This window comes from Nitrospirota bacterium, from assembly GCA_016195565.1.
Taxonomy (GTDB): Bacteria; Nitrospirota; Thermodesulfovibrionia; order Thermodesulfovibrionales; family UBA1546; genus UBA1546.
Window position 1 is genome coordinate 52,954 of sequence record JACPZK010000033.1, and the last position, 15,707, is coordinate 68,660.

The window sequence follows — 15,707 nt, forward strand, 5'->3', positions numbered from 1 at the left end:
ACTCTTTTAAAAAAGCGGGTTCGGCCTATTTATAATTACTAACACCTTCTACTGCTACTACTAAAAATATTTTATATATAAGAAGTAGTAGAACTTATGTATTCTTTTTTCTAAAAAGGCCTTTATGAATTTGTCTATGTCTCCGTCAAGAACTGAATCTACGTTTCCACTCTCAATGGATGTTCTGTGGTCTTTGACAAGCCTGTAAGGTTGAAGAACATAAGACCGAATCTGATTTCCCCAAGCTATGCCCTTCTTATCGCCCACTATTTCCTTCATCTTACTTTTCTGTTCACTTAGTGAGAGATTGTAAAGACGTGATTTCAGTATCTTCAGAGCCGTAGCTTTGTTTTTATGCTGGGAGCGTTCATTCTGACAGGAAATAACTATACCTGAAGGCATATGGGTTATCCTGACAGCAGAGGATGTTTTATTTACATGCTGTCCGCCGGCGCCTGATGCCCTGAAGGTGTCAATCCTTAGATCATCAGTTTTTATTTCTATATTTATATCATCTTCTATTTCAGGATAAACAATAACTGCGGCAAAAGAAGTATGCCTTCTTTTGTTTGCATCATAGGGTGATATGCGGACCAGCCTGTGAACGCCGGCCTCGGCTTTGAGAAAGCCGTAAGAATAAGGGCCGTTGACTGTAAATGTTGCGCTCTTTATGCCAGCCTCTTCTCCGGGCAGAAGGTCTATAACATGAGTCTTAAATTTATGCTTTTCCGCCCAGCGCAGATACATCCGCAACAGCATCTGGGCCCAGTCCTGACTCTCTGTGCCGCCCGCGCCGGGATGAATAGACACAATGGCATTGTTCTTGTCCAGCTCTTCGGACAGCAGGTGCCGCAGTTCCAGTTCTTCGATCGCTGCGCTCAGGGCTGTAATCTCTGCTTGAATTTCTTGCAGAAAGACCGCACCCTCCTCCTCGTCCAATATTTTTATGGATTCTTCAAGGTAAGCTGTTTTTTCTGACAGCGCTTCGAAGGGGAAAAGTATGTCCTCTACGTATGCCTTTCTCTTCTGCAGTTCATGCATTTTACGGGGAGAATCCCACGAGGAAGAGAGGGAGAGTTCTTTGTCTATTTCTTCTATTTCCTGTTTAAGCTTTGGGACATCAAAGATAACCTCTAAGGGCTTCGATCTTTGCGCTTAAGGCTGAAAGTTCTTCTCTAAGTTCTGACTGCACCAACATATTACCTCCGGGATACATTTATTAATAATAAAACCGTTATCACAATGCACAGATACGAAAACAGGTCGCCGTAGCGTGAATAAAAACTTCTTCTTGCATCGGTTACCACATCCATTGTCATGGCTGTTCGCTGAAACAGGGATGTTGTCCCCAACACTTTTCCTCTACTGTCAATAAAACCTGAGATTCCCGTGTTTGCGGCTCTGATTACAGGTTTTCTGTTTTCTATGGCACGGAACACAGCCATGCTGAAATGCTGATAGGGCCCCGCTGTTTTTCCAAACCAGGCGTCATTGGTTATTGTTACTATAAAATTCCCGCCGCGCGAATACGATTTCCTTACCAGCCCGGGGAAGATAATCTCATAACAGATAAATACCCCAAAACTCCCGTACGGCGTTTCAGCCCTTATCTGGTGTTCCCCCGGAATATAATCCCCTATCCCTGCAACAAGCTTGTCTAAGAAAAACAGAACTCTTCTGAGGGGGACGTATTCACCGAACGGGACTAAATGTATTTTATCATAAATTAATGAAGGCTTTCCATCAGGCGCAAGGAGGAGTGCGCTGTTTGTCAGAAGGTTTTTACCGCTGCCATCAGCAGGTTCTTTGATAAGTACGCTGCCGAATAAAAGAGAAGTGTTCAATGCCTGCTGAAAGCTGATCAGTTCCTGAGTAAAGGCCCGGTCAGAATTAAAATAAAAAGGCGCCGCGCTTTCCGGCCAAACAACCAGCGAGGGAGAAAGAACAGCTGCCGCCTGCGTTAAATTTTTGTAGGTATCAAAAACTTCCCGCTGATAAGCCAAGTCCCACTTTCTGTCCTGCTCTATATTCCCCTGAATAACGCTTACCCTAACGTGCTTGCCGGAAGGGGTCTCATTTAAACGCCAGAATCCGTAGAAAAATACAGCAAGAATAGAAACAGAAAGCAGGGCAATGCCTATCACCGTCTGGGAAAGCGGAAACAGGGGCATGGCGCGAAGGCGTTTTTTGATGATGAAGAAATCGGCAATGGCGCCGTTTACAGCCACAATTAGAAAAGATACGCCGTAAATGCCGGTAATATCGGCAAACTGGATTACGGGTAAAAACATGTGCTGGGAATAGCCAAGGCTTGACCATGGGAACCCTGTTAAGGCATAGGAACGCAAAAACTCAAGCGTTACCCAGACTACAGGTGCTATAAGAAGCGCCGGCAGACGGGTAGTTCCAATCTTCCATGAAAAAAGCACGGCAAAGAGCCCGGTATAAAGGCTCAGATACAGGCTCAGGAGAAAGACAAGCGCAAGGCTTGGGATTAAAGGGATATTGCCATAGTGGTTTATTGAATGATATATCCAGTACAGCGTGCCAAAAAAATAGGGGATACCGAGGTAAAAACCGGAGCGAAAAGCCTCAGATGGCTTTTTATCCACGATGGAAATTAAGAACGGCGCAAGCGCAATCCAAGCAAGGAAGAAAAGATTAAAAGTCGGGAAACAAAATATGAGAAGGGCGCCTGAAAGTATAGAGGGCCCGTAAATATAGAGCTTTTTTGCTATAAAATTTCTCATGCCTTGACAATAAAAAACTTAAAAGTGTAAAGTTAAAAGTTAACTGAGCAAGGTTGCATTTAAGATTTAACCTACAACCTTTAACTCTAAACTTAATCGTACGGGCAGTTAGCTCAGTCGGTAGAGCAGAGGCCTGAAAAGCCTCGTGTCCGCAGTTCGATTCTGCGACTGCCCACCATGATTTTATTCTTATGGCCAATGTTGAGTCAAGAACAATCGCAACCCTTAAGACTTTTGGGTTAATAGAGCTTGCAAGAAAGCGCCTTTAAAATGCCGGATATCCTAAAAATCTCCGCTGTCTTTGTCCCTTATACTCATTCTTTTAAGAAAGAAAATGAACATAGGTTATGTCCTGCTGATCGCCTCCGGAGTCCTTGCAATTTTATATCTTATGTCCCCGCTCTCAATGGCGTCTGCAATAAAGGCTGCGTTTCTGGATAAAGTTACAATCAAGCTTGCGCTGGCCCTGACCCTTATAAGGGCTTTTGAATTAATACTCAGAGAGAAAGATGTGCTGTCAGAAATGATGAAGGCCTCGCGGCTGTTGTTAAGAAGAAAGAAGGCAGTTGTGGTCTCAATGCCTCTGCTGATAGGGCTTCTGCCCTCTGTGGGAGGAGCGTATTTTTCAGCGCCTATGGTTGAGGAATCTGCAGAAGGCATGAATATGTCACAGGAAGAAAAGGCATTTGTAAATTACTGGTTCAGGCATCCGTGGGAGTATATCCTTCCGCTTTATCCCGGAATATTGCTTGCCGCAGCAGTGTCAAACATAGAGCTGAGGAATTTAATTATTGCAAATATGCCCTACGCTGTTTTTATCGTGATAACAGGATTCATGTTCAGCATGAGAGGCGCTTCAGGCAGATTTTCAGAGGCCGGAAACATATCAAGAAAAGGGCTCTTCAGTTTTGTCCCCATAGCGATAGTGCTTCTGCTGGTTGTTTTCTTTCATATAGAGCTTCACTATGCCCTGCTCATTGTAGTCCCGGGGCTTTTTATCTTTTACAGGTTTGGGCTGAAAGATGTAGTAAGGGCAGTTAAGCACGGGTTGTCGCTTGATGTCATCATGCTTATAGCAGGCATCATGATATTTAAGGAAATCATGGAGGCGTCAGGCGCGGTAAAAAACCTCAGCGAGTTCCTGAGGTTAAACGGCATTCCTGCTGCTCCGCTGCTTTTTCTGCTGCCGTTTGTCAGCGGCCTGCTGACAGGCGTGACAGTCGGATTTGTCGGGAGCACATTCCCGCTGCTACTGAGCATTGCGGGAGAATCATCTGCCGGAATAATCTCGTTTGCATTTGCCTCTGGTTTTTTCGGGGTTCTGCTTTCTCCTGTTCACATCTGCCTTGTGCTTACGAGAGAATATTTCAAGGCGGATATGTGGGGTGTTTATAAGAAGATAATCCCCGCCGCCTCTGTCGTGTTTCTTGTTGCTGTCGCCGAGTATCTGATTTTAAGGTAGCGTGTTCTTTATCTTGATTAAATCCACGGTGAACGGTTAGTATAATAATCAAATTTTTCTCTCCTCCCCCGATATTATCGGGGCAGGCAGAATGGAGGTTACAATGTTTAATGACATAGCATGGGCAATGGCGCCGACACAAGGGAAGGGAGCAGAGGGAGGAGCATCAACAATCATGTCCTTTCTTCCGTTAATATTGATTTTTGTTGTTTTTTATTTTCTCATGATAAGGCCGCAGCAGAAGAAGGCTAAGGAACATAAGCAGATGCTTGAAGGCTTAAAAAAGGGAGACAAGGTTATCACATCAGGCGGGGTATACGCTGTTATAGAGGCTGTTGGCACAACCACAGTGACCTTGAAGATTGCGGAAAATGTAAAGGTAAAGTTCGGCAAGGCATACATTGCGGCAGTAAGGCCTGCTTCAGAGGAAGATTGATTTGGCTCCGGACCTCAGAGCCTTGCACAATAACAAAAAGGCAAGGCTTTATATTGAAATGGCAGATAAATATCTTGAGGTCATCGGCTACACCGAGCATGGCCTCAGGCATACGGATATTGTCTCTAAAGCTGCTTACAATATACTGAAAAAACTTTCGTTCAGCGAAAGCGAAGCAGAGCTGGCTGCGGCAGCAGGGTTTCTGCACGACATCGGTAATATGCTCGGAAGGAGCAATCACCATAAAATGGGTGCAATTCTTGCGAAAGAAGTTCTTGAGGAACTCGGCTATGACCTCAGAGACATTATAAGAGCTATGAGGGCCATAGTAATGCATGAGGAAGATGAAGGGGTGATACCGGATGCTATCGCGGCAGCGCTGATTCTCGCTGATAAAGCTGATGTGCACAGGAGCAGGGTGAGAAATCCTGCCATGGTTACAGAGGACATACACGACAGGGTTAATTATGCGGCAACAGAGTCAGAACTCACGATAGATGCAGACAAGAAGCTCATTATGCTTTCGCTTGTAATAGATACAAGGATATCTCAGGTGATAGAATACTTTGAGATATTCCTGTCGCGCATGATTGCCTGCAGAAAGGCGGCAAGGGTTTTAAACTGTGAATTCCAGCTTTATATAAACGACACAAGACTGGCATGAAAAAGTTCAGAGTTCAGAGTTGAAAGTTAAAAGTTTTTCTAAATAACTTCTAACTCTCAACTTTAAATTTTTAACTTATTTTTTGGAGGTTTAGATTTAGATGAAAAAAAGGATTCAATGGAGATTTATTCTTATCGGCGCAACACTTATGCTCGCAGCAGTATTTTTTCTGCCGAACACGCCGTTTTTCAAAGAGATGCCTGACTGGTGGACAAAGAATATGCCTGACAAGGGCATAACCTTAGGGCTTGACCTTCAGGGCGGGATACACCTTGTCTTTGAGGTTGAAGGCGAAAAGGCTGTTGAGATAACAACGGAAAGGATGGCCCAATCATTAAAGGATATTCTTTCAAAGAAAAAATTAAATACAGAGATTACAAGCAAAGGGCTGCTTATAACAGTTGCTCCCTCTTCGATGGAAATAAGGAAAGCCATAGAAGACAATTATCCGGTGCTTACACCTGTTGAGACAGGGACGAATATTGTCTATAAGATATCAGACAAAGAGGCAAAAAGGATTAAGGACAATGCCGCTGACCAGGCGCTTGAAACAATCAGAAACAGGATTGACCAGTTCGGAGTTGCAGAGCCTACGATTCACAGGCAGGGGACAAATGAGATAGTGGTCCAGCTTCCCGGAATAAAGGATCCGAAAAGGGCCATAGAGATAATCGGAAAGACGGCACAGCTTGAATTCAAGCTTGTTGATGACGTATCCCCTGTTGCCGCAGAGATACCTGCAACAGCAGCGCCGGGTGAGGAAGACGCTGTTCTCAAGAAGTTCGCAGAAAAAATTCCCTCGGATGATGAGATACTCTTTGAGAAAAAGGTTAACAGGGAAACAGGCGTTGTAAGAAAGATCCCTATACTTGTGAAAAAACAGGCGGCGCTGACAGGAGACCTGCTTAAAGAGGCAAAGGTGAATATAGATTCATCAAGGTCAGGTTTTCCTTACGTATCCATATCATTCAATGATGCAGGGGCAAAACTATTTGACGAGGTGACAGCGGCCAATGTCAAGAAACGGCTCGCAATAGTCCTTGACAACACAATATACTCGGCGCCTGAGATCAAGGAAAGAATCGGGGGCGGAAACGCACAGATTTCAGGAAGCTTCTCAATGGAAGAGGCAAAAGACCTTGCAATAGTCCTGAAGGCAGGAGCGCTTCCTGCGCCTGTAAAAATGCTTCAGAACATCACAGTAGGCCCGTCTCTCGGCACAGACTCTATTGAGGCAGGGAAGATGGCAGGAATTATAGGGACACTGCTTGTAGTAATCTTTATGATTGTTTATTACAGGCTTTCAGGCGTTATTGCGGACTTTGCGCTTGTTCTTAATATTATCCTCCTTCTCGGCGCAATGGCGTCTTTAAATGCAACACTCACAATGCCGGGCATTGCAGGCATAATACTGGCAATCGGCATGGCTGTTGATTCAAATGTGCTTATGTTTGAGAGGATACGGGATGAGCTGCGCGCAGGCAAAACGCCGAGGGCTGCGGTAGATTCAGGCTACAAGAAAGCGTTCTGGACCATATTTGACTCTCATGTTACAACCCTCATAACAGCGGCAGTGCTTTTTCAGTTCGGCACAGGGCCGATAAAAGGTTTCGCAGTAACACTCAGCCTTGGCGTTGCAATAAATCTTTTTACAGCGCTTGTAGGAACAAAGACAGTCTTTGACCTCATTCTGAGCAGGCGGGATGTCGGAAAGTTGAGCATATAGGAGGACAGATGCTGGAGTTGATTAAAAATACAAAAATAGATTTCATGGGTAAAAAGAAAATTGCATTTATATTTTCAGGGATTATTTCAATTATTGGCATAATCGCCATAATCCAGATAGCAACCGGAAAGGCAAACCTCGGAATTGATTTTGCAGGCGGCACTGCAATACAGCTTAAATTTGAAAAGCCTGTGGTGCTTCATGACGTGAGAAAGGCGCTCGAAGACGGCGGCCTTAAAGATTTTGACCTGCAGGACCTGCCTACCGTAAACAAGATTCTCATAAGGGTAAAAAATACAGAGCAAAAGCTCGGGCAGACGTCAAGCGAGGCAACAGGAATTCTTAGCCGGAAATTTTCTGACAATAAATATGTTGTCGATTCCACGACTGAGATTGGGCCTAAAGTGGGCGGCAAACTCAGGGCGGATGCAGCCAAGGCAATAGGAGTTGCAGTTTTAGGGATACTCGCATATGTCGCATTCAGGTTTAAATTCAACTTTGGAGTGGGCGCTACAATAGCGACATTCCACGATGTGCTTGCTGTTCTTAGCGTGTTCTACCTTATGGGGCACGAGATAAACCTGATTCTCGTTACAGCCTTGCTCACGATTGCAGGCTATTCGCTTACGGATACGGTTGTTGTTTTTGACAGGATACGGGAAAACATGAAAGTGAGGCACAAAGAACCGCTTGAGAGCATAATGAATGCAAGCATCAACGAGGTTCTTTCAAGGACGATAATTACTTCTCTTACAGTGCTTTTGACGTCAGTTGCGCTCTTCTTTTTCGGCGGCGAGGTTATACACGACTTTGCGCTTGCTATGATAATGGGAGTTGTCATCGGCACGTATTCTTCAATATTCATTGCAAGCCCCACAGTTTTGCTCTGGGGAAGGAAGAAGACGTTTGCAAGAAGGCCGTAATGCATTATGCGTAATGGGCGATGAGTTTGAAGGAATAAGCGATTACGCATCACGGATTTATGCATAGAAAATGGCTTGTAAGCAGGACCAATCCCGACTATATCAAGTATCTGTCAAAGGCTGTCTCTGTCTCTCCTGCCTTTGCGCAGGTGCTGGTAAGCAGGGGGATAAAGACGCCGCAGGCAATCAATGACTTCCTGAACCCGCATATCTCCGGCCTTTCAGACCCTTTTGAAATTGACGGCGTAAAAACTGCGGTTGAGAGAATAAAGCATGCTGCCGATACTAACGAAACTGTTCTTGTTCATGGCGATTATGATGCTGACGGGCTTACTGCAACTGCGATAATGGTTCATGCGCTCAGGACATCCGGGATAGAGGTCCATTATTTTATCCCCGACAGGATTGCTCACGGATACGGGTTTAATCCTGTCGCTGTGGAGGAGGCAAAGAGACTTGGAGCAACCCTCATAATCACTGTTGACTGCGGCATAACATCTTTTGACGCCGCTGCCTGCGCAAAGAAGGAAGGGATTGACGTCATTATAACAGACCATCATGAACCGGTTGTCAGCGCAGAAGAGCAACAGAGCAGTAGAGCAGAAGGCTACTGCGCTACTGCGCTACTGCGCTATTTGCTTCCTGAGGCGGTTGCAGTAATAAATCCTAAACTTTCATCTTCCGGTTCTCCGCTCTCAATTCTCTCAGGCGCAGGTTTGGCATTCAAGATTGCACAGGCATTATCCACGGTTCACAGTTCACAGTTCGCGGTTAACGATTTGTTAGACCTTGCAGCAATCGGCACAATGGCAGATGTTGTTCCTCTCACAGGAGAAAACAGAATTCTTGTGAAAGAAGGGATGAAGCTTATTCATGAAGGACGGAGGCAGGGGATAAGGACGCTCAAAAGCGCAGCAGGCCTTGATAAAAGAGAGCTCAGAGCCGGGCTTTTATCTTTCACCCTGATACCGCGGATAAATGCGGCAGGCAGGATTTCTGATGCCAGTGATGTAGTCCGTCTTTTATTGTCAGAGACGGAAGGAGAAGCGGAAGACCTCGGTTCATGGCTTAACAAACTGAACTCTGAGAGACAGAAAATAGAAGAAGCGGTTTATCAAAAAGCCCGCAAGGCGTTACAGGGTGCGCATGACGAACGTGTAATAGTGCTCTCAGGAGAGGGATGGCATCAGGGCGTTGTCGGTATTGTCGCATCAAGGATAGCAGAGGAATTTTACCGCCCCACAGTTATCCTCTCCATAGAGGATGGAATCGCAAAAGGCTCCGGAAGGAGCATTCCTTCTTTTGATCTGTGCAGCGGACTTGCTGAATGCAAAGAATTCCTCCTGTCTTTCGGAGGACACAGGCAGGCAGCAGGCGTAAGGCTTAAGGTTGAAAACATCCCGCTTTTTGAAAAGGCGATGCAGCGCATAGTTGAAACCGCTCTGTCTAAAGAAGATCTTGTCCCCTCACTGGAGATTGATGCGGATGTGGCGCTCTCTGAGGTTAATCATGGCCTTATCAGGGAGATTGCAATGCTTGAGCCGGTGGGTTACTCTAATAAAGAACCGTTCCTTGCAGCCAGAAAACTTGAGGTTGTCAATCCAAGGATAGTAGGCAACAATCACCTGAAAATGAAACTAAAACACGGCGCGCATTCAGTGGATGTAATAGGATTTGATATGGGAAGCACAGAAGTGTCCGGCGCAGTAGATGCTGTATTTACTCCGGCGCTTAATGAATATAACGGAAACAGCTATCTCCAGTTAAGCCTCAAGGCAATAAGACCAAGCAAGTAGAAACAAAAGTTCACAGTTGACAGTTCACAGAAATACATCTTTTGCCGTGAACAGTGAACCGTGAACGGTGAACTATCTGCAAGGTGTATAATAAACTCATGGCTGAAGATGTTGTAACGATTGACGATTTAATAAAAAAAGTGCTTTCTTACAACCCTGATGCAGATGTTGAACTCCTGAAAAAAGCATATATCTTTTCCAGCGAGGCTCACGGCGATCAGACACGGATAGAAGGCTCCCCGTATATAGAACATCCCCTCGCTGTCGCATCTATTCTTGCGGATATGAAGATGGATACAACCACTATTGCCGCAGGGCTTCTCCACGACACAATCGAAGACACAACCATAACGGCAAAAGACATGAAATCCCATTTTGGGAATGACGTCTCATTCCTTGTAAATGCCCTGACGAAATTAAGCAGGATGGAGTTCATGACAAAGGAGGAGGCGCAGGCGGAAAATTTCAGAAAGATGCTTCTGGCAATGGCAGAGGATGTGCGCGTAATACTCATAAAATTTGCCGACAGGCTTCACAACATGAAGACCCTGGAACACCTCCCTGAAGAAAAGAGGAAGAGGATTGCCGCTGAAACGCTTGATATTTATGCGCCTATAGCAAACAGGCTCGGGATTGGCTGGCTGAAGACGGAGTTTGAAGACCGCAGCTTTAAATTCATGATGCCGGAACTGTACGAAGAGATTGTAAAGAAGATTGCAAAGAGGAAAGAGGAACAGGAAGTTTATCTCAGAGAGGTTGTGAAGGAAATAGAGACAAGGCTCAAAGAGGAAAATATAGCAGGGAAGGCCTCATACAGGATAAAACATTCCTACGGCATCTATCAGAAGATGCAGAAGCAGGGCATTACATTTGAGCAGATACAAGATGTCCTTGGAATCAGGATTATCACGGACACAAAAGCCAATTGCTATGCAATCATGGGCATCATCCACTCGCTCTGGACGCCTGTGCCGGGCAGGTTCAAGGATTTCATCGGCGTCCCGAAATCAAATATGTATCAGTCATTGCACACCACAGTAATCGGGCCTAAGGGCGAGAGGGTTGAGTTCCAGATAAGAACTGCTGATATGAACAGAGTTGCGGAAGAGGGCATAGCGTCCCACTGGAAATACAAAGAAAAAGGCGCTCTCACTGAAAAAGACAGCAGGTATATCGCCTGGCTCAGAGATCTGGTGCAGTCCCAGAAAGAGCTTCCCGATGCAAAGGATTTTCTTGAAGAGGTAAAGGGGGCTGTTGTGCCTGACGTTGTTTATGTCTTTACTCCCAGAGGCGATATTAAGGAACTTCCCTCAGGTTCAACCCCTGTTGATTTTGCATACAGCATCCATACGCAGGTCGGACACAAATGTGTAGGCGCAAAGGTTGGCGGCAGGATTGTGCCATTGAGATACCAGCTAAAAAACGGCGATACGCTGGAGATAATAACCTCTCCGACGCACAAGCCGAGCAGGGACTGGCTGAAATTCGTTGTAACGCAGCGCGCAAAGACCAGGATAAAACAGTGGATAAATACAGAAGAGCGGACGCAGGGTGTGGAGCTTGGCATCAAACTTCTGGAAAGCGAGCTGAAAAAACATAACATGAGCAATGCGCTCATGAAATCCGATGAGATACTGCAAGCGGCAAAGTCTCTGGGAGTGTCTTCACTTGAAGAGCTTTTTGTATCAGTAGGATTCGGAAAAATTTCACCGCATCAGGTAATAAATAAACTGATGCCTGAAAAACCTGCGGAAGAGGTTACTCTAAAACCTGTTAAGCCTTCAGCAGAGCAGAAAGGGATAAGCATAAAGGGAATAGACAACATCCTCTACCATACGGCGAAGTGCTGTTATCCTGTGCCCGGAGACAGCCTCGTAGGGTTTATTACAAGGGGCAAGGGGGTGACAATCCACAACAAGAAGTGTCATAACCTTGAAAGGCTTGCAGTTGATAATGCGCGGCTTGTTGATGTTGAGTGGAGACAGGATGGCGAAGCAAGATATCCTGCAAGGTTATTGGTTGAATCAGTGGATAAGCCTGGTGTGCTTGCCAACCTCAGCACGCTTGTGTCATCCGAGAATGTCAATATCAGTCAGCTTCAGGCAATTTCAACTCCTGACCAGAAAGCGCAGATTACGTTCATTGTTGAGGTCAGGGACAAAAAACAGCTTGCAGCCATTATACAGAAGATAGCGTCAATGGACGGCGTATTAAGGGTGAAAAGATAAGCGGGCATGGCGATTATGCATAAATATCATGAGTATCTCTACGAGTCGTAGACAATCTTAGAGCGGAGCCTTTTCTTTTCAGATACGATTCTTTTTTCAGTGAGCATCTTTTCCTTGGCCCTTTTTGAACGCTTTCTCTTCTGGCGCCGGATTTTTTCTATCCGCGTTTTTTCTTCGCTTTCCCTGCCTTTTATCAGCTGTTCTATTTTTTTAACAAGGATTATCCTTGCATGATAGCGGTTAAGAGACTGCGCGCGTTCTTTCTGGCATTTAACCTCAATCCCTGTCGGGATATGCCTGAGATAAACGCATGTGGAGGTCTTGTTCACGTTCTGCCCGCCCTTTCCTCCTGAACGGATAAAAGACTCTTCTATGTCAGTTTCACGGATGTTAAGAGCCAGCATCTTTGCCCTGAGAGTGTTTTCCTTGACAGCGCTGACAGAAAATTTCCCAATCATGCACATAGTATAACATCTGTTCGGCAATAAATAAGAAAGTTCCACTGGAAAGACAAGCGTATCTCATTTGTGCTACAATATAAGAATAAAAAACAATGGAGGTTGCAGTATGACCAAGACAGCGATGATAAGGGCGAGGACCACGCCTGCCGTAAAGGCAGATACCGAAAGAATATTTCAGAGATTAGGGATAAGCACATCAGAGGCTATAAATCTGTTTTTAGCCCAGGTCAAAATGCGCAAGGGCTTGCCATTCGATGTAAGGATTCCCAATAAAGCCACTCTGAAGGCGATGAAGGATGCGGATGAAGGGAAGAACCTGACCACATATGACAGCGTTGATGACTTTTTCAAAAAGATGGGCGTATAGTGCTAAATGTGAAAACCACAAACAAGTTCGAAAAAGATTTTGAACTGATGATCCGGCAGGGCAAGGATATAGAAAAACTAAAAATAATTATGCGAATGCTTGCACGCGAGGAAAGTCTTGAGCAGCGGCATAGAGACCATAAGTTGACAGGCAGCCATATCAGCCACAGAGAATGTCATGTAGAGCCTGACTGGCTGCTTGTTTATAAGGTGGATATAAAAGAGCAAACTATTACCTTTGTAAGAACCGGCAGCCACTCTGGGCTTTTTGGGTAATGACATAGCATTAAGGAATAACATGGAACAGAGATATAACTCATTCGGACAGTACATGAAAAAGCAGTTCGGGGCAACTGTTTATAAGGTTAACATTGACGCTGGCTTTACGTGCCCGAACAGGGACGGCAGCCTCGGTTTCGGAGGCTGCATTTACTGCAACAATGACAGCTTCAGGCCCGGCTCATGCAAGCCCACGATGTCAGTAAAAGAGCAGTTAAGAAACGGCATTGCATATCTCAGCAGGAGATACGGAGTCAGCAAATTTCTGGCATATTTTCAGCCGTATTCAAACACTTATGCGCCTGTTGAAGAACTTGAAATCTTTTACAAAGAAGCCCTTGCCGAGCCCGCAGTCATCGGCCTTGCCATAGGCACGAGGCCTGACTGCATAGACAGTGAAAAACTCGCATTGCTTGAATCTTTAACAGAGAAACATTTTATCCTTGTAGAATACGGGCTTCAGTCCATATACGAAAAAACACTCAGTTTCATAAACAGGGGGCATGATTATAAAACTTTCCTTGATGCGGTTTCACTGACGCGGAGCAAAGGGATATTTGTTGGCGCGCATCTGATTGTGGGGTTTCCAACAGAGACAAGAGAAGAAATGCTCAATATGGCGGAGGAGGTTTCAGGGCTTCACCTTGATTTCTTGAAGATACATCAGCTTCAGGTCATAAAAGATACTTCGCTGGCGCAGATGTATAAAGAAAATCCTTTTCATACATTTGAATATGAAGAATATCTGAATTTTGTTGTGGATTTCATAGAGAGGCTTTCTCCTGATATTGTTCTTCAGCGGCTCTTTGCAACAGCCCCTGACGACATACTTATTGCGCCGAGATGGGACAGGAGCAGGCATCAGATTACAAAAGACATTCAGCAGAGGTTTATTCAAAGGGATACCTTTCAGGGGAAGAAGTATAAGGGGCAGGGGGTTACTGCCCCTTTATCAGCTCTTTAAATAATTTTTTAAGTCCCGATAATAGTTCTCATGAGGCCCAATCATAATTAATTCCAAATCCTTTTCAATAATCCTATAGGCAAGCAGATACGCCATTGTTTTAATCTTGAATTTATGGACGAATATCCCCCTGAGATCTCCCTTCTTTTCATCTCCGATAGAGGGATTGTTTGCTATTTTGCTTACCTCCTGGTCTAATATCTCTTTTTCTCGTTTGGGCAGTTTTTTCGCTTTTTTCTCGAACAGCCTTGACTGGTATATTTTCATGCGCTTTATCCGAATTTATACTCTGATTTAGCGCCTTGCTCTAATTCTTCTATTCCAATCAAAATCTCCTTGATAAGATTATAGGGCAAATCCGGATTTTCTTCCGCGCACTTGCCTATGCGAGCCCAATGTTCAATCTGGCCGGTTAACGACCTGTGGTCTATACGGCTGAATTTTTTCGCATCACCAATCAACTCTTCCGATATTCTAATAGCTGTCGCCATAGCAGCGCCTCCATATCATGTATTTGCAACTATTTTAATTCAATTTGCAGCAAAATGCAACTCTACGCTGCTGCCGCGGCAGGTATTTGATGGGTATTTGTAATTTGTGGCCCAACGCGAAGCTAAGGGGCGCGGCGGCTTTATCGCTGCGTCCCTCTTGAGCGTTTTGTTAGCATTATTGTTCCATGCCTTGTTCTGGGATATGTGCTTCAATAAAAGTGCGGACCTTTTTTGATAGCTCTCTTGAATTGTCCGTATTTCCGAACAGAACATGATCTCCTTTCACCCATGAGAAATCTTTTGGCTCCGCAGCCTGTTCATATAATCTCTGAGCGTATTTGATATCAATGAACCTATCTTCTTTGCCATGCAAAATAAGTTTTGGATTTTTCAGACTCTTAACGAGAGGATAATTATTGAAATTTTCACCGAATAGCCCTATGAGAAAGTCCGGCAAACCGATAAGAGTATATTTTTTCAGATAATCGCCTGCACTTGTTACTCCGGAATCAACAATGACTAAGACATGCTCACGTTTTGATGCGCCATAAAAGGCAAGCGAAGCCCCCATGGAAGCTCCATAGAGTACAATTCTATCCTGGCTGATATTTCTCTCATTTGTTAAATAATCAATTGCTGCTATGGTCATTTGATACGAGTTCTCCAAGCCCATTTTTCCTTTGCTTGCGCCTGTGCCAGGAAAGTCGCAAGCAAAGATATTGGCATCAATATTTTGATACAGGTTTCTTATCACAGGCAAGTAATCAAAAACATTTCCTCGGGAGCCGTGCAGAAAAATAATTGTCGGTAGCCGGTCGTGATTTGCCTTCTTAATAGACCATGCGTAAAGTATGGAGCCGTCAATGTTCTTATAGATCACTTCTTCAATAGGAAGATTTATCTCTCCAATATTGTATTTATCAACTACATCGCCGCCTCGGATGGCCCTGTTATCAAAGGCGCATGCCGATATAGCGAGCACGGAAATCAATAATATGAGATATGTCTTCTTTAACATGCTAACGTAAAGTTGAGGGGCGCGCCGCTTTTGGCGCGTCCCTCTCGAACGCCGGGTTATGCATTTTTACCAATCTTTCCAACTCCACCATTTAAGAAGTTCCGGCTTATGATTCTTATTAGTAGCGAAGTAAACTGCACAAC

At 44.8% G+C, this 15,707-nt stretch carries 16 protein-coding genes and 1 tRNA gene; 11 read left to right on the forward strand and 6 right to left on the reverse strand.

The features are described 5' to 3' along the window. Positions 1-60 precede the first annotated feature (60 nt). Positions 61-1,128 (reverse strand): peptide chain release factor 2, encoded by a 1,068-nt coding sequence (gene prfB, locus HY035_12020; GenBank protein ID MBI3379107.1) that lies wholly within the window; start codon positions 1,126-1,128, stop codon positions 61-63. 71 nt (positions 1,129-1,199) lie between these two features. Beyond that, the gene (gene lnt, locus HY035_12025; GenBank protein ID MBI3379108.1) at positions 1,200-2,750 is read right to left on the reverse strand and encodes an apolipoprotein N-acyltransferase; all 1,551 of its coding nucleotides are present in this window, start codon (positions 2,748-2,750) and stop codon (positions 1,200-1,202) included. Positions 2,751-2,852: 102 nt separating this feature from the next. Between lnt and HY035_12030 the strand changes: the two genes are divergently transcribed. The 8 genes from HY035_12030 to HY035_12065 all read left to right on the forward strand — a co-directional run bounded on the left by HY035_12030 (position 2,853) and on the right by HY035_12065 (position 11,985). Beyond that, positions 2,853-2,928: transfer RNA gene (locus tag HY035_12030), tRNA-Phe, on the forward strand. A gap of 156 nt (positions 2,929-3,084) precedes the next feature. Then, positions 3,085-4,212: a DUF401 family protein gene (locus HY035_12035; protein MBI3379109.1), complete on the forward strand. Its 1,128-nt coding sequence runs from the start codon at positions 3,085-3,087 to the stop codon at positions 4,210-4,212. 91 nt (positions 4,213-4,303) lie between these two features. Beyond that, on the forward strand, positions 4,304-4,648 hold the full coding sequence (gene yajC, locus HY035_12040) for a preprotein translocase subunit YajC (protein ID MBI3379110.1): 345 nt from the start codon (positions 4,304-4,306) through the stop codon (positions 4,646-4,648). Between the two features lie 58 nt (positions 4,649-4,706). Beyond that, positions 4,707-5,312 carry an HD domain-containing protein gene (locus HY035_12045; protein MBI3379111.1) on the forward strand — a complete coding sequence of 202 codons (606 nt, stop codon included), beginning with the start codon at positions 4,707-4,709 and terminating at the stop codon, positions 5,310-5,312. Between the two features lie 100 nt (positions 5,313-5,412). Continuing rightward, positions 5,413-7,038: a protein translocase subunit SecD gene (gene secD / locus HY035_12050; GenBank protein MBI3379112.1), complete on the forward strand. Its 1,626-nt coding sequence runs from the start codon at positions 5,413-5,415 to the stop codon at positions 7,036-7,038. An 8-nt stretch (positions 7,039-7,046) separates the two neighbouring features. Next, positions 7,047-7,961: a protein translocase subunit SecF gene (gene secF, locus HY035_12055; GenBank protein ID MBI3379113.1), complete on the forward strand. Its 915-nt coding sequence runs from the start codon at positions 7,047-7,049 to the stop codon at positions 7,959-7,961. Between the two features lie 59 nt (positions 7,962-8,020). Beyond that, a complete protein-coding gene (locus HY035_12060) occupies positions 8,021-9,757 on the forward strand; it encodes a DHH family phosphoesterase (GenBank protein MBI3379114.1) in 1,737 nt (578 codons plus the stop codon). Between the two features lie 98 nt (positions 9,758-9,855). Further along, entirely contained in the window at positions 9,856-11,985 is a 2,130-nt protein-coding gene (locus tag HY035_12065; GenBank protein MBI3379115.1) for a bifunctional (p)ppGpp synthetase/guanosine-3',5'-bis(diphosphate) 3'-pyrophosphohydrolase, read from the forward strand. A 38-nt stretch (positions 11,986-12,023) separates the two neighbouring features. Here the strand turns inward: HY035_12065 and HY035_12070 are convergent, their stop codons facing one another. Continuing rightward, the gene (locus HY035_12070) at positions 12,024-12,443 is read right to left on the reverse strand and encodes a peptide chain release factor-like protein (protein ID MBI3379116.1); all 420 of its coding nucleotides are present in this window, start codon (positions 12,441-12,443) and stop codon (positions 12,024-12,026) included. Positions 12,444-12,552: 109 nt separating this feature from the next. On the opposite strand from HY035_12070, the gene HY035_12075 reads away from it, so the two are divergent. The 3 genes from HY035_12075 to HY035_12085 are packed head-to-tail and all read left to right on the forward strand — an operon-like array spanning position 12,553 to position 14,055. Then, positions 12,553-12,813, forward strand: a complete 261-nt coding sequence (locus HY035_12075; protein MBI3379117.1) for a type II toxin-antitoxin system RelB/DinJ family antitoxin — start codon at positions 12,553-12,555, stop codon at positions 12,811-12,813. Continuing rightward, positions 12,813-13,088, forward strand: a complete 276-nt coding sequence (locus tag HY035_12080) for a type II toxin-antitoxin system YafQ family toxin (protein ID MBI3379118.1) — start codon at positions 12,813-12,815, stop codon at positions 13,086-13,088. The genes HY035_12075 and HY035_12080 overlap by 1 nt, the downstream gene beginning before the upstream one ends. After that, on the forward strand, positions 13,081-14,055 hold the full coding sequence (locus tag HY035_12085; protein MBI3379119.1) for a TIGR01212 family radical SAM protein: 975 nt from the start codon (positions 13,081-13,083) through the stop codon (positions 14,053-14,055). Before HY035_12080 ends, HY035_12085 begins: the two co-directional genes overlap by 8 nt. Here HY035_12085 and HY035_12090 read toward each other — a convergent pair. The 3 genes from HY035_12090 to HY035_12100 form a co-directional block, all read right to left on the reverse strand. Then, entirely contained in the window at positions 14,044-14,322 is a 279-nt protein-coding gene (locus HY035_12090; protein ID MBI3379120.1) for a type II toxin-antitoxin system RelE/ParE family toxin, read from the reverse strand. The two genes, HY035_12085 and HY035_12090, sit on opposite strands and share 12 nt — an antisense overlap. A 5-nt stretch (positions 14,323-14,327) precedes the next feature. Then, positions 14,328-14,546: a hypothetical protein gene (locus HY035_12095; GenBank protein ID MBI3379121.1), complete on the reverse strand. Its 219-nt coding sequence runs from the start codon at positions 14,544-14,546 to the stop codon at positions 14,328-14,330. A gap of 175 nt (positions 14,547-14,721) precedes the next feature. Then, positions 14,722-15,564, reverse strand: coding sequence for an alpha/beta hydrolase (locus HY035_12100; GenBank protein MBI3379122.1), 843 nt, complete (start codon positions 15,562-15,564; stop codon positions 14,722-14,724). Positions 15,565-15,707 lie beyond the last annotated feature (143 nt).